The sequence below is a fragment of the Phyllobacterium sophorae genome, assembly GCF_003010965.1.
GTDB lineage: Bacteria > Pseudomonadota > Alphaproteobacteria > Rhizobiales > Rhizobiaceae > Phyllobacterium > Phyllobacterium sophorae.
In genome coordinates this window covers 50490-67586 of the sequence record NZ_PGGM01000021.1, presented here as the reverse complement: position 1 = coordinate 67586, position 17097 = coordinate 50490, and the positions used below count along the sequence as shown (strand labels likewise).

Annotated in this window: 24 protein-coding genes and 1 riboswitch; of the genes, 6 read left to right on the top strand and 18 right to left on the bottom strand. The window is 57.1% G+C overall.

Features of this window, described 5'->3' with window-relative positions:
• Positions 1-146 precede the first annotated feature (146 nt).
• A riboswitch (cobalamin riboswitch) is annotated at positions 147-386 on the bottom strand.
• A 598-nt stretch (positions 387-984) separates the two neighbouring features.
• The 7 genes from CU103_RS29345 to CU103_RS29320 form a co-directional block, all read right to left on the bottom strand.
• Positions 985-1254 carry a DUF736 family protein gene (locus CU103_RS29345; protein WP_342588919.1) on the bottom strand — a complete coding sequence of 90 codons (270 nt, stop codon included), beginning with the start codon at positions 1252-1254 and terminating at the stop codon, positions 985-987.
• Between the two features lie 112 nt (positions 1255-1366).
• Complete coding sequence (locus CU103_RS29340; protein ID WP_106667575.1) at positions 1367-1804, bottom strand: hypothetical protein; 438 nt, start codon at positions 1802-1804, stop codon at positions 1367-1369.
• A gap of 3 nt (positions 1805-1807) precedes the next feature.
• On the bottom strand, positions 1808-3877 hold the full coding sequence (locus tag CU103_RS29335) for a VirB4 family type IV secretion/conjugal transfer ATPase (RefSeq protein ID WP_245449066.1): 2070 nt from the start codon (positions 3875-3877) through the stop codon (positions 1808-1810).
• A 51-nt stretch (positions 3878-3928) separates the two neighbouring features.
• Positions 3929-4219 (bottom strand): hypothetical protein, encoded by a 291-nt coding sequence (locus CU103_RS32350; protein WP_245449065.1) that lies wholly within the window; start codon positions 4217-4219, stop codon positions 3929-3931.
• Between the two features lie 7 nt (positions 4220-4226).
• Positions 4227-4532 carry a VirB3 family type IV secretion system protein gene (locus CU103_RS29330; protein WP_106667574.1) on the bottom strand — a complete coding sequence of 102 codons (306 nt, stop codon included), beginning with the start codon at positions 4530-4532 and terminating at the stop codon, positions 4227-4229.
• A gap of 3 nt (positions 4533-4535) precedes the next feature.
• Positions 4536-4865: a TrbC/VirB2 family protein gene (locus tag CU103_RS29325; protein WP_106667573.1), complete on the bottom strand. Its 330-nt coding sequence runs from the start codon at positions 4863-4865 to the stop codon at positions 4536-4538.
• Between the two features lie 10 nt (positions 4866-4875).
• The gene (locus CU103_RS29320) at positions 4876-5736 is read right to left on the bottom strand and encodes a lytic transglycosylase domain-containing protein (protein ID WP_245449064.1); all 861 of its coding nucleotides are present in this window, start codon (positions 5734-5736) and stop codon (positions 4876-4878) included.
• Positions 5737-5963: 227 nt separating this feature from the next.
• On the opposite strand from CU103_RS29320, the gene CU103_RS29315 reads away from it, so the two are divergent.
• The 6 genes from CU103_RS29315 to CU103_RS29290 all read left to right on the top strand — a co-directional run bounded on the left by CU103_RS29315 (position 5964) and on the right by CU103_RS29290 (position 9278).
• Positions 5964-6485, top strand: coding sequence for a hypothetical protein (locus tag CU103_RS29315; RefSeq protein ID WP_106667595.1), 522 nt, complete (start codon positions 5964-5966; stop codon positions 6483-6485).
• 115 nt (positions 6486-6600) lie between these two features.
• Entirely contained in the window at positions 6601-6930 is a 330-nt protein-coding gene (locus CU103_RS29310) for a hypothetical protein (RefSeq protein WP_106667572.1), read from the top strand.
• Positions 6927-7379 carry a hypothetical protein gene (locus CU103_RS29305; protein ID WP_146147894.1) on the top strand — a complete coding sequence of 151 codons (453 nt, stop codon included), beginning with the start codon at positions 6927-6929 and terminating at the stop codon, positions 7377-7379. Before CU103_RS29310 ends, CU103_RS29305 begins: the two co-directional genes overlap by 4 nt.
• Complete coding sequence (locus CU103_RS29300) at positions 7376-7996, top strand: acyltransferase (protein WP_106667570.1); 621 nt, start codon at positions 7376-7378, stop codon at positions 7994-7996. Before CU103_RS29305 ends, CU103_RS29300 begins: the two co-directional genes overlap by 4 nt.
• A gap of 65 nt (positions 7997-8061) precedes the next feature.
• Entirely contained in the window at positions 8062-8652 is a 591-nt protein-coding gene (locus CU103_RS29295; RefSeq protein ID WP_106667569.1) for a thermonuclease family protein, read from the top strand.
• A complete protein-coding gene (locus CU103_RS29290; protein ID WP_106667568.1) occupies positions 8649-9278 on the top strand; it encodes a hypothetical protein in 630 nt (209 codons plus the stop codon). Before CU103_RS29295 ends, CU103_RS29290 begins: the two co-directional genes overlap by 4 nt.
• A 127-nt stretch (positions 9279-9405) precedes the next feature.
• Here the strand turns inward: CU103_RS29290 and CU103_RS32610 are convergent, their stop codons facing one another.
• The 11 genes from CU103_RS32610 to phnG all read right to left on the bottom strand — a co-directional run bounded on the left by CU103_RS32610 (position 9406) and on the right by phnG (position 16978).
• Entirely contained in the window at positions 9406-9531 is a 126-nt protein-coding gene (locus tag CU103_RS32610; RefSeq protein WP_280954633.1) for a hypothetical protein, read from the bottom strand.
• Positions 9532-9544: 13 nt separating this feature from the next.
• Entirely contained in the window at positions 9545-9757 is a 213-nt protein-coding gene (locus CU103_RS29285; protein ID WP_106667567.1) for a helix-turn-helix domain-containing protein, read from the bottom strand.
• A 102-nt stretch (positions 9758-9859) separates the two neighbouring features.
• Positions 9860-10435, bottom strand: coding sequence for a phosphonate metabolism protein/1,5-bisphosphokinase (PRPP-forming) PhnN (gene phnN, locus CU103_RS29280; protein ID WP_106667566.1), 576 nt, complete (start codon positions 10433-10435; stop codon positions 9860-9862).
• Positions 10435-11142: a DUF1045 domain-containing protein gene (locus tag CU103_RS29275; protein ID WP_106667565.1), complete on the bottom strand. Its 708-nt coding sequence runs from the start codon at positions 11140-11142 to the stop codon at positions 10435-10437. The genes phnN and CU103_RS29275 overlap by 1 nt, the downstream gene beginning before the upstream one ends.
• On the bottom strand, positions 11079-11876 hold the full coding sequence (gene phnL / locus CU103_RS29270; protein ID WP_106667564.1) for a phosphonate C-P lyase system protein PhnL: 798 nt from the start codon (positions 11874-11876) through the stop codon (positions 11079-11081). The genes CU103_RS29275 and phnL overlap by 64 nt, the downstream gene beginning before the upstream one ends.
• A gap of 15 nt (positions 11877-11891) precedes the next feature.
• Positions 11892-12704 carry a phosphonate C-P lyase system protein PhnK gene (phnK, locus tag CU103_RS29265; protein ID WP_106667563.1) on the bottom strand — a complete coding sequence of 271 codons (813 nt, stop codon included), beginning with the start codon at positions 12702-12704 and terminating at the stop codon, positions 11892-11894.
• 61 nt (positions 12705-12765) lie between these two features.
• Positions 12766-13926 (bottom strand): alpha-D-ribose 1-methylphosphonate 5-triphosphate diphosphatase, encoded by a 1161-nt coding sequence (locus CU103_RS29260; RefSeq protein ID WP_106667562.1) that lies wholly within the window; start codon positions 13924-13926, stop codon positions 12766-12768.
• A 45-nt stretch (positions 13927-13971) separates the two neighbouring features.
• Positions 13972-14844, bottom strand: a complete 873-nt coding sequence (locus CU103_RS29255; protein ID WP_106667561.1) for an alpha-D-ribose 1-methylphosphonate 5-phosphate C-P-lyase PhnJ — start codon at positions 14842-14844, stop codon at positions 13972-13974.
• A complete protein-coding gene (locus CU103_RS29250; protein WP_106667560.1) occupies positions 14841-15947 on the bottom strand; it encodes a carbon-phosphorus lyase complex subunit PhnI in 1107 nt (368 codons plus the stop codon). The genes CU103_RS29255 and CU103_RS29250 overlap by 4 nt, the downstream gene beginning before the upstream one ends.
• A gap of 4 nt (positions 15948-15951) precedes the next feature.
• Positions 15952-16557, bottom strand: coding sequence for a phosphonate C-P lyase system protein PhnH (gene phnH, locus CU103_RS29245; protein ID WP_106667559.1), 606 nt, complete (start codon positions 16555-16557; stop codon positions 15952-15954).
• 4 nt (positions 16558-16561) lie between these two features.
• Positions 16562-16978, bottom strand: a complete 417-nt coding sequence (gene phnG, locus CU103_RS29240; RefSeq protein WP_106667558.1) for a phosphonate C-P lyase system protein PhnG — start codon at positions 16976-16978, stop codon at positions 16562-16564.
• Between the last annotated feature and the right edge of the window lie 119 nt (positions 16979-17097).

Below are 17097 nucleotides of genomic sequence, written 5' to 3'. Positions count from 1 at the left end.
TCAATTGAGCATAAGTGGTTAAGCCGGAGAGGTCTGGCGCCGTGAAAGAAGCGCGAGCTTGCGCCAGACCTCGCTCGCTTGCGCGAGAGCTTTCTCCTTTGGGAGGGAATAAAAGGGCCATGTCCCCTAGAAGGGCATATCTGAAATCGGGGTTATGACCACCGGCAAGACCGCCGGCGCCGGCAACATAACAACCTCTGGATGTGGCTCAATAGATAATTTGGACTATGTGGACAATCGGCAGTTGCGACTTGCACAGTGGCATCAATTCCGCTTACAGTTGCGGGGGCAGCCACGGTTTTGGTCCCATGCGGGTCGTCCGCACCGTGTTCCCTATTATTCCCCACCGCCTCTCGGGTAGGGGAACCGTCGCGGCCAGTTAATTGAGAAGCTGGCGACGGGTCAAGGCGATATTTGGAGCCGCTTTAGCCAACAACCTCAAGCGGCTTTGTCATGAACGCCTACGCGTACGAATGGCCGGATCGATCGTGAAGGGTTCCTGCGCCCTCCAAACGCCACGCAAGGCAAACCGGTCAGCGACAGCTTTTGAGGCAGGCACGATCGCCGGTTTCAGTGCGAAAACACACGCTGGATCGCTCCGTAAACTCGAGATCGTCCGTTGCAATCAAATTCTTGCGGTGCAGATGCCCCAGCACAATTCGGATTGCGTGATCGGAGGCACGTAGATCGTCCGCAAGATCAAGGATGGCGACGGCGCGCCCCGAAGTGGAAGATGGTATGTTTCGCGCGCAATTCCTGAGGTGTTGCTGCTTTTGGCATTTTGGGCCTCTGGTTCAGGGTTCCGCTTGAAGCGCTATGGTCAGCAGCGCATCATTAAACTTAGAATTGAACGATTGTTAAAAGGGCTTACTCACCACAAGTGCCAGCCCTAGGGACCGGGGCGTTGCGAGCGCTGCGGTCTCCACTCGCTTCGGTCAATCCCAGGGGATGACAGCCATCAGTTCCTCATCATCCTGACCGGGATTAGCGGCCGAGATTGGCGTTGATCTTGCCGAATCCGGTATTGACGGAGAGCGTGTAGTAAGGCTTTTCCTTCTGGCTTACCTTCTGCCAGATACCGCCTATCTCAATCTTGCGGCCACGTGGCGATGAACCGAACAGGCGAAAGAGAGGGGCTTTCTCATTGTCGCTGTGAAAGCGCTCACCGATGACATCGATGTCGTAGTTCAGCGAGGCGAGATTGCCGCTGAGTTCGTCACCGTTGAACCTTATGTAATTGGTCATGTCTGCCATTGCAGGATCTCCTATGTTTGACCGTTGTCGTTACGCTTCATTCTTGTCTGCGCCGTATGGGCCCTTTCGTCGCCGTCGCGGTGTTACGCAGCATTGGTTCTCTGCGCTTTGCTCAGGTGGATGGACGAACCGAACCGATCGCCTGGCCCTGGCTCACCAACCCTCGTCTGTTTTGTTCGATCGCCGCACTGACTGCGCTCAAGGCGCCCGCCACCTGCCCCGCATTGTTGGACTTCAGCGATGCGACACCGGCCATGATGCCGGCGAGATCCACGCCGCCCACAGTCGTTCCGCTGAAGGCGCCGCCCATGACATTGCCGCCACCCGCCTGTGATAGAGATCCGCCACCGCCCTGGTCCGCAAAACTGCCGCGAACACCATTGGTCGGAGCTTCCGACCGCTGCTTGTAGGTGCGAGCCCGCTCCATACAGACGCGTGTGTTGCTCTCCTCGCCGGTCCTTTCCACATCATTAGTCGGAACCTGCGCCAGAGCAGGAAAGCTCAGGCCGGTGACAAGACAGGCTGTCGTCATACGCAAGAACATGCTCATGCTTCAGTCCTCCATCCGCAAAAAGTAAGGGAGCCAGTTTGCAGGGTGATCGCCATACGCCGAGCGTAGATCCTCGCACTCGGCCACCGTGGCCGCGTTGCCCGAAATGACCTTTACAAAATCGAGCATGTGGCTCAGATCGAGCGTCGCGATGACGCTGTCATTTGCATGTTTGACCAGGAACTGACGCGCTTCGGGTGGCGTCGTCAGCACCCAGTTGAATTCGACTTCCGAAAGCTTGAATCCGTCGATGTAACTTTCCCGGTCCGCCTTGGCATTGGGGAAAAACAGGTTGGTCGTCGTCTGTTCCAGAATGGTGTGCCCCATTTTTGAGGACACGATGTCTTTCGCCGATTGCGTACCGAAGCCGACGATGCCGTGCAGCCTGCGGATGGTCTTCAGTTTCTCATTGAGGAATTTCGAGAACTTATCATCGCTGAGCACTTTCCAGCCTTCATCGATGAACAACATCATCGGTGTCTTGCCGTCGAGCATGCCTTCGATGCGGTGGAAAATATAGCCAAGGGCAGCGGTGCGAATGTCCGGATCGTCGAGCACCTTCGTCAGGTCGAAACCGACGATGCCCTTGTCTGCGTCCCACTGATCGACCGGATTGTTGAACAGCCATCCGCGCGCATCGCACCAATTGTCGAAACGTGAGGCCAAGTCATCATGCCCAGCCTTTTCGCCGCCACGCAACAGATGCGCAACTTCCGCGAAATTTCGCTCGGCTGGCGGTATGGCGAAGATGCGCTGCACTGCCGCTTCGAGGATGTTCTCCTGTTCTGGTGACAGATCCTGCCGGCCGTCGCGTGGCCGTACCAAAAAGCGCAGAAGATCGAGCACAAAGGCTCTGTCACTGGCTGAGCCCTCCAGCTGCAGTGGATTAAAGCCGGTCGCCACACCCGGTTCCAGGATCTCGTACTGGCCACCAAGCGCCCGAATAAAGATGTCTGCACCGCGCAGCGTGTCGAAGAATACGCAGCGGGGTTGCGGTGTGACGCGCATCGCCTGCGCCATCAGAAAGGCGAGCCCGGTGGTTTTGCCTGAATTCGTCGGGCCGACGACGGTAAAATTGCCGACCTTTTGGCGATGGAAGTTGAAATAGTATGGCGTCATCGAGGTCGTCTGCAGCAGCGAGATCGCTGGACCCCAGTGATTGCCCGAAGGCTTGCCAACCGCGAAATTATGAAATGACGCCAGTCCGCAGAAATTGCGCGATGAAATCATGGCGCGTCTGGCGATATAGGCGAAGTTTCCGGGTAGTTGCGCCCAAAATGCCGGTTCAGCGTTCAGGTCCTCGCGCACCGTGACCATGCCGGTATTCTGGATTTCCTTGGTCACCGCCTGGACGCAAGCTTCGAGTTCCTTCAGCGTGTCACCGATCGCCATGACTGTCAGGTGATGGTACCCCATGACAGCGCGGCCATTTACAATCTCATCACGAGCAAGATTGATCGCCTCCTCAAGCGATGTGCCGGCCTCATCGGATGCGGCAATCTGCCGTTCAACCTTGGCAATCTCTTCCATCACCGGGGCGCGGTCCTGCAAGGCAAACGACTGCGTTGCGATAAACTCACCCGGAATTTTCAGAAGCCCGTCGAGAACACCCGATACTGTCCACGACGGATATTCGCGTGACGAAACCATGGATCCGAAGCGTGTTTCGATATCCACGGCGCCGCGCAGCTCGAATTGCTTCTTGCCGAATGTGATGCGCCGTGTCGGCAGATATTCGTCGAGCCCCATGCGTGGCAGCAGCATCGGTATTTGCTGCGCGCCATTGAGGAGCTGCGCGAGGAATTCCAGCGGTTCGGAATAAACGCTGCCATTGCGCACTGTCGCGGTCAGAATGCGCGCGCCATATTCCGCCATATCCTTCTGGATATTGGCAACTTGTTCCTTAAGTTCCTGATGCGCCTCGCGATCAAGCACCTCGGCGGAAACACCGGCGGCGTTGCGAAAGCGTGACACAAATGCATCCGCCAGCCCGACCTTGCCCTGAAACCCGCGACGAATGACGGTCAGATAGAGGTCGTTGGCGTACATGCGCTTTTCAGCCAGACCCTGCATGTATCGGTCATTGAGATCGCGGCAGAATGGATTGGCGAAGGATCCCGCTGTCTACGGGGTGATCCGGCGACGAATGATGTGACTGTAAACGGCATAGCGGCTGTCGCCCAACGAACGCATCAGCGTATTGCGCACATTCGCCTTCATATCGATTTCCGACTGGTCCGCCGTCTGGTGGCAGAACCCGTCAATCTTCAGGATTGACAGGATCATGCCCTCCTTGGTGCGCAGCGTGGTCTCATCGACGTGCCGCACATAAGGCACGTGCGAAGAAATCTTTTTCTCACGCGCCGCAACGGTCCCGAACTTCAGTGAACTGCGTACCGCCCGCTGTAAGACCATTTTTTCCTCAATGCGTGTAGGAGTTACCGCCCCAGAACCTGGCGTTCCGGGTGCCGGCGCATTTCAACAGACGAACCCGGATGATATCGACAAGCCGGGCATCCTTGATCGTCAGCACATACGAGGCCGCGTGCATCGGCAGGATCAGCAGAAACATCAGAAGGTTCTTGGTGTTGAGGAAGATCATCAACACCAGAACGATCTCAGCCACGAACAAGCCCCACGGGATGCCCCACAGCATGCGTGGCCGGGTCAAACCGAGCACGAGTGGGACGGCTTGCGGCTTGTCCGGATCTGTTTGTTCCGTATTCATGGCTTAGTTTCCGATCCCGCCGGTAATGGAAGAGACGAGCTGAGCGCCACCGAAGATGAACGCCACTCCGACAACGATCGAGAACAGCCAGGACCAGGGAACGCGGCTGGTCAATGCGAGATAACCAACGGCCCCAACCGCGATCGTCGCAGCCGTTGTCGCAAAGGTGCCGGTCATGAACGTCAGGACCTGCTCAAACACATTGTTGATGGGCTGGAATACATCGCCGCCGCCAGCGGCGGCAGATATCTCGGGGTTGCCGGCAATCGCCAGGGCGATCATCAGAGCGGCACAAGTCGTGTTCAAAAACCGGGTCTTGGTCGCAGTCTTCATGCTCTGTCTCCTATTGAACATAGAGAACCGAACCGCCGATCCATTGGTGGCGGCCCCCGTCGGTTCTGGATTTCGGTTGATTGATGGGGATGGGAGATCCGTCGCCGATCGTTTGAACCGGAAGTTCGGTCACGCCGGACAGCTGCTGTGCCGCACTATCGGCAACCGCATTGGATTTGGTGCGCTTGCCGCCCTTCAGCGTATTGTTGAATCCATAATAGGCATTGGTGACTCGTGCCGTGTAGTTGACAGTCTCGGAGATCGAGGGGATGCCGCCTGATTTCAACACGCGGTCTTCGCCGGAATTATAAGCGGCAACCATCAACATGACGTTGCCGCCAAAGGTCACGTCGAGATCCTTCAGGAACGCGATGCCGCCACGAATGTTCTGGGCAGCGTCACAAATATCCGTGACGCCATACTGCGCGGCCGTGGCCGGTATCAATTGCATGATGCCGCGAGCGCCAGCGGTCGAATTAACGCTGGCGCCAAATCCGGATTCCTGATCTGCGATCGCAAGCGCCAGCTTGGCATCCGCTCCTTGACGCGCGGCTTCAGCCTCGATCATGGTCTTTACGGCATTGATGTCGAATTCATTGTCGAGGCAACCTTGGTCAGCGTACTTTGACGGCGGGGTGTTGTCAGAATGTATCCCCATGGGTAAGGCACGAATAGACACGTCCGGGCGCGGGCGTGGCGCTGTCGAGGTCGCTGCTTCGATCACTCTTCGCGTGATGCGGTCAACGGGCTGCTTTTCGACGGCAGTGACCTGAACCGGACCGTCATCTGCCAAGGCAGGCGCCGGCTCCGCCCACGCTGCGCTGCACAGCCAAATTACTGTTGCGCTTGAAACGAAGACCAGCCCCTTCATGTTGCCCTCTCTTTTCAGGTAACTTATAAAAGTGATTATTTACCCATTTGCGGCACTCAGGAGTGCGTCGACCATCCCCGACCAGACAGCCGCGACGCGATTGACGGCACTATATATCATCTATAGCGAGAAATATTACCCTAGCAAGAATTATTTTTTAGCAACCATTGAGGGATCACATGAAAAGTGTTGGGAGTGGCCTTTTGGCATCGGCTGGCGCAGTCGGCATGCTGTTGATGGCGGGCACCGCAGCGCGAGCAGCCGACGCCTCGTGGGGCTGTCAGGTGTTGCTCTGTGCAGCCTCGGACAATCCCTCCTGGCACGGCGTGCCGTATTGCGTTCCGCCGATGCAAAAACTCATTGCTGCCATGTCTCTGCCCGGCTTTTCCTGGCCGATATGCAAAGGAGGCAACGCCGGTAAGCCGGGGTTGGAACGCTACGAGCCCTGCCCGGCAGGCTGGTCTGCAACCGGTGACGGCTCAGGTTCCGGAAATAACAGCGTGGCCAGTCGAGGAGACGCGAACATCTGCAAACGCAATCTCGGAAACTGCAACAGCAAGGCGGCGAGAGAACTTTTAAGGCAAACTCCGGCTGGCGTTGAGACCGAACGGGTCTACAGCGGCAACAGTCTCGGCTCCTGTTCCCTCGAACAGACCCAACCGCGCAAGCTTCGCGACAAGCCGTATTACTTTGACATTCCGAACAACAAGGGCGTGAAGCAGCGCGTTTGGTTTGCCCTGAATAAATAGGGCGCAGACCAACGAACGTTTAAAACGACAGGAAAAACAAGCACATAGTGATCATGGTGGATTCCATCCAGGTACATCAAATGATATACTGCGACTGCGAAAAAGGAGCTACACCATGAATCATGATCAAAATATCTATGTCTACGGTACAGAGAAGCAACCAGAGGCTGGTCCAATCGGTCCCGCCATTTTATTTGTCGGCGCACTAGCCACGGCTGGCCTGTGGGTCAACGAACTTTTCAAATGGATCCAAGCCGTCGCCGCTGATCCGATCTCCCGGCCCTACGAAGCTCTCATTGTCGCGGGGATGGGCTGCATAGGCGCCTACTACGCCTGGCGCACCGTTCGTATGGCTTATCTCATGACCTGCTCGCTGTGTTTTCTCACCTGTGACAGCGCCCGAAAAATCTTCAATTTTGCTTATCGGAGAAGGAACCAGCAATGAGACTGACGACTCGCATTTTAATGCCGGCAACGGTGCTTTCCTTGCTTGTCCCGACGATGCAAGCAAAGGCTGATGACGGATACAAGTTCAACCTTCAGTTAACCTTAAAGAATGCAAGCCGGGATCCCGACGGTGTCTGGGATTCGCAGGATCTGGCAGCATATGGCAATCCCCCGCACCACCCGGACATCTACACCGCGCGTCTCACAACCCCATCCGGTGAGTGGTTGCTGTCGCAAACGAGCGGAGACTGCAATATGCAGACCATGTGTACCACGCTGCTCGTGCACAAGTCTAAAGATGGACAAACACAGGTGGTAGCCAATCCACAAGTCATGCTCGGCGGGTCCGCATCGCTTTCCCTGAACTATAAGAAAATCACAACACAGGAACTTGACGAGGCGGCCAAGCCCTTCATCGGTTCCTATGATGTGGAGCCGATAAAATGAGAACCCTCGGCAGCTTTTTCGCAAACACCGGCTTCTTTCTCACCCTTACCAGTTCCTTGGCATTCGCAGGCGAAAGCGCGGTCAGTCTCATGAATGCCGGCATGCCGAGCGCATGCGCCGAATACGCTGCGAACGTTTCCAAAAGTGAGGGAAACTTTTCCAGCGTCTCCCCGGCAGTGAACGGCGTCACCTGTTATGGCGCTTTTCAGTTCTGCAATAGCGGCACATTCCAGGAATTCTATAACGGAACCCCACAACAGTTTCTCAATGACCCGTCAGCCCAGGTCGCTGCATGGATCCCGTACCAGCAACGAGAATGGGCGAAAGCTCAAAGGAACGGCATGACCTCTGCCTTGGCGAAGGAGGTCTGCCACAACGGAACCTGCGCCAAGATCACCCAATCCTCCATTCTCAAAGCATGCCAATTTGGCTGCGGCAAAGGCGGCAAGCTGGATAATCTCGTCAAGAGTGGCATGGATTGCACCGCTCCTGGGACAGCTGATGGTGCGGGAACGAGTGTCTGCAAGTACCTGGTATCAGGTGCTGGGTACGATGTGAGCTGCATCACCAATTCGAGCGACGGCACCAACTGCACCACTCCCGGCACCAGATCCTAGTTCCACAACGTCGCTAAGGTTGAACCAAGCTTTCCGCTTTCCTTGGTCATTGGGAGAACTTTACGATGCGCTCGATCGCAATCATATCATCCGGCATCATCGCCCTGTATTCCACAATAGGAGCTGCTCAACAGACCGATCAGTCGCGGCCACAGCCTGCCGCACGGGTTTTTTCAATCCCGCAAACTGGATTATCGTTTCTTACAGGCGATACCTGGCAGCAGGGAACGCAAAAACTGCGGCTCTACGGTGTACAGGCATGCATTCGCGGCACCCTGTACACTGATCATTCTGGAATAAAACAAGATTGCGGAACCGTATCGTTGGCGATGCTCGCAGCGACGATACGGGATACCAAACCAACCTGTTCTCCGATAGCGCAGTTGCCTTCGACGACACCGCAGGAGCCTGCGACCATCCTGGTCATTTGTTCGGCGCATGTTGGTGACAAATCGCTTGATCTCGGCACAGTCCTCATCACTGAGGGGTTTGCATTCGCGGCCTTTTCAAATGGCGCAAAACCTGTCTACATGCCCTACCTTGTGGCAGAAGCCACGGCCAAGCAGTCCAGGGCGGGGCTATGGGCGTTTCCGGACATGCCACACCCCAACCTTGTTCTGTTCCAAGCAATGCAGAGCAAAACACAAAAGCCATGACATCAAAATCGAAGTACACAGAATACCGTGAAAAATGGCGGGCGGAATCCCTCGAACCAGGCCATGTGGAAACAAAGTTGTTTCTGCCCCGCGAGGAGCATGAAAAAGTTGTGGCTATGGCGCAGATGTTGGGGGCCCGGATACCTGTGGTCCTTGGACAGTTGGTTGTTTCGGGTTTAGCTGCTATGGCCGGGCGTCCGGCTAAACCCATGGAACCAATACCTGCACCGATCCTGCTTCAGCCGAATGATCTGCTCATACTATGCGAGATGATCGACAAATCCCGGTTCGCCAATGACACGGGATCGACTCGCTATCGTCAGATCGCTTTCGTCAATCGACTGGCGGCCGAAATATATAATGGTCGCAGGCCCACCATCCAGGGATTGGCAAAAAGTGTGGACTCACACTACTCGCAGTTGGATCTCCTTTCGAAGGTTATGGAGAACCGCGGTGTGGTCACCAGAATGCATGTTCCGGGTTTGACTGAAAAACGAGCTGGAAAAGTGCTGTATATACGTGATGACGCTATAGAGGCCCTTAATCAGGCGCACATTGATCAGGTTGGCTACGCGCTATTGCCTCTTGACGTACAACCGTCCGAGACTGATCAAGTCAATTCCTGATATCTTGGGAACAGACGGCATGGTTCCCCGCACCGTCCTTATTTGGGAAATGCTCGAGGAAAGATCTTGCTAAGCGGGCCGTTCCACATATGGGATTTTGGCCAAGTCGGAGAACAATTGGTGAACATCAGGGTTTGACGTGAACTTTGAGCAGCATGGCCACATTGTCGGCGGTGAACTTGAAGCCGCGGCGATCGGGAATATGCTCGACGTCAAACGGGTGATGCGGTTTGCCTTGCTCATTCGGAAACACCTTTGCGGACCTGCTAGACCGCGCCGGGCGATATACCGAGATCGCGGGCAATCTTGCTGGGTCCCTGACCCTGTTGCAGGCGAAGCAGGATTTCTGCGCGATCAATCTTCGGTGGGCGCCCTTTGTAGATGCCACGTTTCCTGGCGGCGGTGATGCCTTCAGCCTGCCGCTCGATGCGGGTGATGACATGAGTTTCGCCGGCATGGATGAAGTCGGGAACGGTCATCAGTTGCGGCCGACCTTCGAGCGATGCGCCACTTTTCTGCTCCTCACTGCGAAACTTTGGCTTTTGCGAGCGAGGCTTGCGACGGAAATTTCCTTGAAAAAATCAGCGGTCCCGACTTGCACTGTGGATCGAAAGAAGAATGCGGATCAGCACTTCGCCACCGTCTTCGGGCGAACCCGAATTGTCGATATGCAGCACGTCGTCACCTTCGATGCTTTGCTGCTCGCTCCGGAGCAGACGCTGTCTGATGCCCTCCAGATTTTCGCGCCCCCGTTCGACCAGACGCAACGCCAAAACGTCCATGGGCGCGGTGACATTGACGACAAGCAATTGCCGGTATTTCCGCCGCGCGGCTGGCAGAATGGCTCGCGAGCCATTGGCCACCACGACATCGCCGCGTTCCAGCCAGTCATCGATCTCCGACGTAATGCCGTAGGAAAGGCCGTGCGCCCGCCAGTGGAGCGAGAAACCGCCGTCGCGACCACGACGGTCGAACTCGTCCGTCTCGACGGGTTCGTGATCCTCGCCGGGACCTGCCGGACGACTGATGATCCGGCGCACGAAGTACACGCGCGGATCGGCCCGAAGCCGGTCGCGTGCATAGTCGATGAGGGTATCCTTGCCCGCGCCGCTGGGACCGACGACAAGGACAAGATGGCCACGCAACTCCCTGGGCATCAGACCGCCGTCCTGAGGGCCGCGCCAGACTTCAAAGCGAACTGCGAGCGGACGACGAAATCGGCATTGCGATGTTCCTGCACGAAGAGCGACAGGACATCGATACGATAGTCCTCTGACAGATACGGCTGGAAGACAGCATCCAGCCGATTCCGCATTCCAGCACGCTGTTCTTCCGGTACACGATCCGTCAAGGTCATGTGGAAGCGGAACCGGTCGCGGACGTAAGGATAGCCCCAGGTGACGAGATTGGTCGTCTCGACGTCGTCGAGCTGATGGCTCATGCGCCGCTTGAGATCGTCCCCATCCATTGGCGCCCGAAACCGATCGAGTGTCTCGACGACGCGCGACGCGAAACCCCGCAGCGTTGGCAATGGGTGGACCGGAACGAGGGCGAAGAAGCCGCCAATGAGGTCGATCCGCATGGGACCGATCGGGCAGACTGACATCGATGCCGCAAAGCCCCGCAGCGCCCGTTCAAGCGCCTCAACTGGGGTTCCTTCCTTGAGCCGGAACGGCGCTTTCAGCGTCGCGTGGAATCCGTAGCGCCGGGGCTCTGATATGAACTCTCGCTTACCGACATCGGCGGTGCCTGTCCCCGGCGCAAAGGCGTCCCGCCCGAGCCAGGTCCTCGCCGCCACCGTCAGCGGATGTTCCGGCGCGGGCGTGTAGTAGATTGCAAATCGGCGTGAGGGCAGGTCCGGCACCAGACGGCAACCTTGCGTTTCGTCGGCTCCGCAAGCGCGTCGCTCACTGACACCTTCCCGACCGCGAACAGCCGGTCTGCGACGGCGTCGCGGACCTCCTCATCATGAAAAATGCCGACTACGGCCGCATCACGCGCCTTGGCTTCGTTGATCAATTCAATGACGGTCTGCCGGTTGGCGGCATCGAGTGACGCGGTTGGCTCGTCGAGCAGCAGGATCGGATAATCGACGATAAAGCCGCGCGCGATGTTGACGCGCTGCTGCTCACCGCCGGAGAACGTAGCGGGGGCCAGCGACCAGAGTCGTTCCGGAACGCGCAAACGGTTTAACAAAGTTTCAGCACGCTCTCTTGCCTCCTCCACATCAAGACCCAGCGCGAGTGCCGGCTCGATGACCACGTCACGACAGGAAACACGAGGAATGGCGCGCAGAAACTGGCTTACATACCCGATCGTCCTCTGCCGGATAGCTTTCACATGCCAAGGCTTCGCACCCGTAAGATCGGTCACTACTCCAAGGTGCTCGACAAAAACCTGTCCCGAATCCGGCTTGTAATTCGCATAGAGAGAACGCAGCAGGGTTGATTTCCCCGCGCCGGAGGGGCCGTGCAGGCATACGCATTCACCGCCCGATACGGTGAGATTGATGTTCTTGAAGACCGGGATAACTGCGCCTCCCTGTGTGTGAAGTGTGAAACTCTTGGTCAGGTTGCGCGTGCTTAGTCGAATGGTCATGGGATGCTCCGGGCGCTACGCCCGCGGGAGGGACGAAACGAGTAGCTGAGTGTAGGGGTGATGCGGATCATCCAGCACCTGGTCAGTAAGACCCTCTTCGATGATAGTGCCGCGTTGCATGACGAGCAGGCGGTCGGCCAGCAACCGAACCATCGGCAGATCATGAGTGACGATGATCACGGCGAGACCAAGCTCACGAACCAGTGCCCGCAGCAGGTCCACGATGCGGGCCTGGACCGAGATGTCCAGACCGCCAGTCGGTTCGTCCATGAAGACCAATCTTGGGTGGGTTACAAGGTTTCTGGCAATCTGGAGGCGCTGCTGCATGCCCCCTGAAAAGGCCTTCGGGGTATCGTCGATACGATCAAGATCTATCTCGACCTTCTCAAGCCAATCGCCCGCCTGTTGCCGGATTTTTCCGTAGTGCCGAAGACCCAGGCTCATCTGGCGCTCACCGATATTTCCGCCGGCACTGACGTCCATGCGGACCCCGTCGCGCGGATTCTGATGGATGATACCCCATTCCGTTAAAGCCAATCGTTCCCGCTCTACCTCCGACATTTCGAAGATGTTTTTGGGCCCGACCCCTTCCATGTCATAGATCACGGAACCTTTATCAATCGTCGCCCGGCCCGATATGCACGACAGAAGGGTAGATTTGCCAGACCCGCTCTCTCCGACGATTCCGACCACTTCACCCGGATGGACGACAAAAGAGATATCCCGGCAGCCGAGGCCATTCAGATACAATCTCGTGACGCCGTTCACCTCCAACAATGGACGGTAAAAGTCCTGATCATTCCCGGCCGAGGGACCTCGATTTTCCATTTCTACTGGCAATTCAAGTTCCTCTTTTCCGGCGTCGCTGATTGAATGCTTTCGGCATTGGCTAGAAAACCTGTCGCCCCTGCCGCCAGACGGAGCTAACCAAAGGCTCACCATCGAAGGTTGAGACCCGGACAATATCGGCACGTTTGCCCGCCGATATTGCACCACGGTCGTCGAGCCCAAACGTTTTTGCCGGATTGGCGGTAACGAGCGCGACCGCTTCGGATAGCGATGGGCCACCGTCATTCCCGGCGATGCGGAATACGGCCTGAAGCAAGCTTGCCGGGACGTAATCCGAGCAAAGGATGGAGGCTATTCCACGCCTGACCAGGTCTTCTGCAGACACGCCGCCGAAATGAGAGCCTCCATTCACGACGTTAGCGCCGCCGGCTATCACAGTCATGCCAGCCCCGTGTGCGGCGACAGCAGCTTCCTCAGTGATCGCGAACTCAATGAGCGATATTCCGAGCTCAACCGCTTCCTTGACATGTCCGGCAGAAGCGTCATCGTGATTGGCGACCACAATGCCCCGCTCCCTGGCTAATTTGACGATCCACGGCCGGATCCGCGCAGCAGTGGTGGGATCGTTTGCATGACTTGCCTGGAGACGGTTCTCGATCTCTTCGGCGTCAGTCTCCCCGCGTTCTCGCTGCACGCGGCGGTAATAGTCGTCCGACCGGCGCGGCGCGCTGTCGTCCATGAGCGTAATGAAGCGGAGCGAAGGATCATCAATGAAGCTCTCGAGATCTTCTTCGAGATCGGGATCAAAAAGATCGCACCGAAGATGAAGAAGATGCTCCGCCTTCAATAGGCCTGCGGCGCCGGTCGCGTGCAGTCCCTGGATGAGTTCCGGAAGGATGCGCTTGCGAAATGGTTTGCCGGCAGCTCCGACACACAGCGAATCAAATACTGTCGTCACGCCGGCGGAGATGATCGCCGCATCGTAGTTTAGGATCGCAGAAGTCGTGGGCCAGAAGACGCGTGGGCGCGGAACCGCGTGTTTCTCGATATGATCCGTATGAACGTCGATCAGTCCGGGGAGCAGATAGTCGCCATTGCAGTCGATTGCCGCAGGCGAAGCTCTCCCCCCTTGTTCAACCGACACTATGGTCTCTCCGTCGACGCGAAGAGTGCCGTGAACGATCTCGGTCGGGGTCACGATGCGGGCATTGGTGAATTCGAGAGAAGCGATTTGATTGGTGCTCGGCATTGGAAGTGACATGTGTATTGCTCTTGCTTGTTGTGTTTCGATTGATTTGAAATGCAGTCAGCGTTGCTCATCCGCGTGAGCGTGGCTCTTGCAATAATAGGTATCGGAGCAGACGTAGCGCGTGCTTCCCTTGTCACCCTGGCCGATCTGCTCCAGATAAGTGTGGGAGGATCCGCATAGGGAGCATCGCGCCTCCCAGCTTTGCGTCGTGAACGTGTAGTCGTCGAACTCGAGGCTGCGCACCTTCGTAAAGGGAGGGATCGCATAGATGCGCTTTTCGCGGCCCGCTCCAAAGATCGCCAATGCCGGACTGTTATCAAGCTTCGGGTTGTCGAAAGTGGGAATGGGCGAAGGCGAAGCTAGATATCGATCGTGCACCCTGACCGGATAGTCATAGGCAATGGCAACCCGGCCGAGCCTTGCAATGTTCTCATAAAGCATGACGGACATCAGGCCGTAGTTTCCAAGGGCGTGGATCTTGCGCGTCTCCTTTTCGCTGGGGATAAGACGCCGGAACGGTTCAGGCTGAGGTACCTGCAGCACAAGGATCTGGTTTTCGTTTAAAGGCGTTTCGGGAATGCGATGACGCGTCTGGATAATTGTCGCGCTTTCCGTCCGCTCCGTCATCGGAACGCCTGACACCTTGGAGAAGAAAGCCCGGATCGTGATGGCGTTTGTAGCGTCGTCCGTTCCCTGGTCTATCACCTTCAGGGTATCATCCGGAGTAAGCAGGCTTGCGGTGACCTGCAGGCCACCTGTTCCCCATCCGGGAGGCATCGGCATCTCGCGACTGTCGAACGGGACCTGATAACCCGGGATCGCGACAGCCTTCAGGATAGCTCGACGAATGCTACGCTTGGTCTGCGGGTCGAGATAGGCGAAGTTGGTGCCGACATCTTCGACGAAAGGAGGGATCGGGTCTATGGTCATTCTTTCATCTCCTCGCCAGGCGCAAGATTTTGCTTATGGCGAGCCCTCAGGGCCTCCAGTTCTTGCAGATGCCCTTGAAAATGGACGTAGTGAGCAAGCTTCAGCACCTGAACGACGCCTGATGAGCTGACGCTGTCTGCGTGAGGCAGGACAAACGCTTCGTCCTGAACGGGATACTTTACCTCTTCCTCGAACTCTTCGCCGCGCAAAGCCCGGTCGACGACAGCCATGGAAATTGCCTTGCGTTCGGCCTGCCCGAACGTCAAACCATAGCCACGGGAGAACTCCGGCGCCTTGTCCCTGCTTCCAAAGAACGGGTGCAATGTCTGGCATTCCGTCAGTTCGATGTCGCCGACGCCAACGACGATGCCCAGCTCGGGGACGGTGAACTCAACCATCACATCACCGTAGCGTATCTCACCGACCAAGCCCTTTGTGTTGCCATAACCTCTCATGCTCGAATATGCGACACCAAGAAGAAAACCCTCGTCGCCGCTCGCCAGCCTCCGGAGGCGCTCCCCACGATCTGACGATCTCCGGCTCTTAGCATCGGTGTGATCTGCGTCGCCGCTGAAGTCGCGTTCGTCTCGCTCAACTTCGACGAAATCGCTGCCGGTCAGGGCGTGAACATCCAACGACAGGTCGGAAGATGCCTCCGACAAGGGGGCCAGTTCGTCGGCAACGTCTTCCAGTCCTTCAGGTACCGCAGTGTCGAAGTCGAGCAACCGGTGCGTATAGTCGTAGGTGGGGCCAAGAATTTGCCCGCCTGGTATGTCCTTGTGCGTCGTCGAAATCCGGCGTTGAACGGTCATCCTGCCCGGATCGACTGGTTCACTTGCGCCGAAGCGTTCAAGCGTAGCGCGCGTGGCACGCATAAGCGATGCAGCCTCCACCACATCGCCTTGTGACTGCTTAATCGCCAGAGCTGCGAGCGTTCTGTCGTACAGTCCTCCCTCGACCATCACACGATCGACCGCAAGACTCATTTGCTGTTCTATCTGGTCGACCGAAAGCTCCGGAACCTGAAGGTCTCCCCGGCGTTTGGCCGCCAGCAAACGGTGTGATGCCTTAATGGCGTCTTCGCCACTATTTTTCAGATACATTTTCTTAGTTCCGCCTGGAGGTGCGCGGTAAGCCGACGAGGCTCACACCGTCTGTAAAAAAGATGTCTATGCCGCGAGGAAAGATCTTCGTGTTGTCATCCCAAGCCGGCCAGAACCACGCGGGAAGGCCCTTAGGCTCGATCGTCACGGTCGTCTTAATGCCGGGCCCCGTAAGCGTTACCGATGGCCCTCCCATCAGATCGGGAACCCAGACGACGAGCGTCGTCGAGCGATCGGGATAGTCCTGCTCACCCAACTCAAAAGCGTTGATCGGCAACATATCTGCTGGCGATCCGACAAAGGCAAAAGCCGCAGCCGTCGGCTCGTCGACCATGGTCGCGCCGCAAAACAGCGAAAGGAAGTCCTTAGTTTGGGGCGAATTGAAAGCTGCATCGACCCAGACCGGAGTTCCGGCACCGATAAGGCATCTGGCAAGGCAACTGATTGCTGGAGGCAGCTGTCCGTTATCGATTGCGTTCGTATCGTCGACACGCACCGCCGCGCCAGGCCTGCTCATCGCCCGCAGGACTACTCGGAATCCTCGGTTCTCGGAGTGGTCGCCGTCCCACTGTGATACCGCGGTGCCTGAAGAGGTGATATCGGAAGCCATATTACTACTCCTGAAGATCGACTACGCTGGTGTTCGCCCGGGCGATCTTCCCGGCACGGCGACGATCGAGCTTTGCTTGCAAATCGGCCAAAATGCGCTCGATCTGCGATCGATTCAGCCCATCACTTTCGGCCAGCGCATCGAACACGGCTGCCAGTGCGGCGTGTCGCTTGTTGCGACCTGCAACGTAAGAATAGCCCCTGACGCCGTCGACCTCGACGGAGCAACGCGTCACCGTCATCTCTCCAAGCTCGAACAGAGAACCGGTGCGGCTGGCGCGCCCCCTGACTGCGATTGCCCCCACCTGCGGACGCCTTGTCCATTTCAGTGACGGATGGCGATCGAACTCCTTCCAATGCTTGTCGAGCTCGGCAGGATCTGACGCGGCAAGCAACGTCATCCGTTCACTTCTGGTTGTCATTGCATTCTAACCACTGTTCAATTGTTCACATGTCTGGACCCTATCGCCTCAATCGGCACAGCCCGACAACGATCTCCAGACTACGGACTTCGTGGTCTGTCCTTTTTTCGCGCCCCTGA

What these genes read in the sequence shown, in the direction of transcription:
- CU103_RS29345 (WP_342588919.1), bottom strand. Translation starts at nt 1,254, where the DNA reads ATGGCAGACATGACCAATTACATAAGGTTCAACGGTGACGAACTCAGC.
- CU103_RS29340 (WP_106667575.1), bottom strand. Translation starts at nt 1,804, where the DNA reads ATGAGCATGTTCTTGCGTATGACGACAGCCTGTCTTGTCACCGGCCTG.
- CU103_RS29335 (WP_245449066.1), bottom strand. Translation starts at nt 3,877, where the DNA reads ATGCAGGGTCTGGCTGAAAAGCGCATGTACGCCAACGACCTCTATCTG.
- CU103_RS32350 (WP_245449065.1), bottom strand. Translation starts at nt 4,219, where the DNA reads ATGGTCTTACAGCGGGCGGTACGCAGTTCACTGAAGTTCGGGACCGTT.
- CU103_RS29330 (WP_106667574.1), bottom strand. Translation starts at nt 4,532, where the DNA reads ATGAATACGGAACAAACAGATCCGGACAAGCCGCAAGCCGTCCCACTC.
- CU103_RS29325 (WP_106667573.1), bottom strand. Translation starts at nt 4,865, where the DNA reads ATGAAGACTGCGACCAAGACCCGGTTTTTGAACACGACTTGTGCCGCT.
- CU103_RS29320 (WP_245449064.1), bottom strand. Translation starts at nt 5,736, where the DNA reads ATGAAGGGGCTGGTCTTCGTTTCAAGCGCAACAGTAATTTGGCTGTGC.
- CU103_RS29315 (WP_106667595.1), top strand. Translation starts at nt 5,964, where the DNA reads ATGCTGTTGATGGCGGGCACCGCAGCGCGAGCAGCCGACGCCTCGTGG.
- CU103_RS29310 (WP_106667572.1), top strand. Translation starts at nt 6,601, where the DNA reads ATGAATCATGATCAAAATATCTATGTCTACGGTACAGAGAAGCAACCA.
- CU103_RS29305 (WP_146147894.1), top strand. Translation starts at nt 6,927, where the DNA reads ATGAGACTGACGACTCGCATTTTAATGCCGGCAACGGTGCTTTCCTTG.
- CU103_RS29300 (WP_106667570.1), top strand. Translation starts at nt 7,376, where the DNA reads ATGAGAACCCTCGGCAGCTTTTTCGCAAACACCGGCTTCTTTCTCACC.
- CU103_RS29295 (WP_106667569.1), top strand. Translation starts at nt 8,062, where the DNA reads ATGCGCTCGATCGCAATCATATCATCCGGCATCATCGCCCTGTATTCC.
- CU103_RS29290 (WP_106667568.1), top strand. Translation starts at nt 8,649, where the DNA reads ATGACATCAAAATCGAAGTACACAGAATACCGTGAAAAATGGCGGGCG.
- CU103_RS29285 (WP_106667567.1), bottom strand. Translation starts at nt 9,757, where the DNA reads ATGACCGTTCCCGACTTCATCCATGCCGGCGAAACTCATGTCATCACC.
- phnN (WP_106667566.1), bottom strand. Translation starts at nt 10,435, where the DNA reads ATGCCCAGGGAGTTGCGTGGCCATCTTGTCCTTGTCGTCGGTCCCAGC.
- phnL (WP_106667564.1), bottom strand. Translation starts at nt 11,876, where the DNA reads ATGACCATTCGACTAAGCACGCGCAACCTGACCAAGAGTTTCACACTT.
- phnK (WP_106667563.1), bottom strand. Translation starts at nt 12,704, where the DNA reads ATGGAAAATCGAGGTCCCTCGGCCGGGAATGATCAGGACTTTTACCGT.
- CU103_RS29260 (WP_106667562.1), bottom strand. Translation starts at nt 13,926, where the DNA reads ATGTCACTTCCAATGCCGAGCACCAATCAAATCGCTTCTCTCGAATTC.
- CU103_RS29255 (WP_106667561.1), bottom strand. Translation starts at nt 14,844, where the DNA reads ATGACCATAGACCCGATCCCTCCTTTCGTCGAAGATGTCGGCACCAAC.
- CU103_RS29250 (WP_106667560.1), bottom strand. Translation starts at nt 15,947, where the DNA reads ATGTATCTGAAAAATAGTGGCGAAGACGCCATTAAGGCATCACACCGT.
- phnH (WP_106667559.1), bottom strand. Translation starts at nt 16,557, where the DNA reads ATGGCTTCCGATATCACCTCTTCAGGCACCGCGGTATCACAGTGGGAC.
- phnG (WP_106667558.1), bottom strand. Translation starts at nt 16,978, where the DNA reads ATGACAACCAGAAGTGAACGGATGACGTTGCTTGCCGCGTCAGATCCT.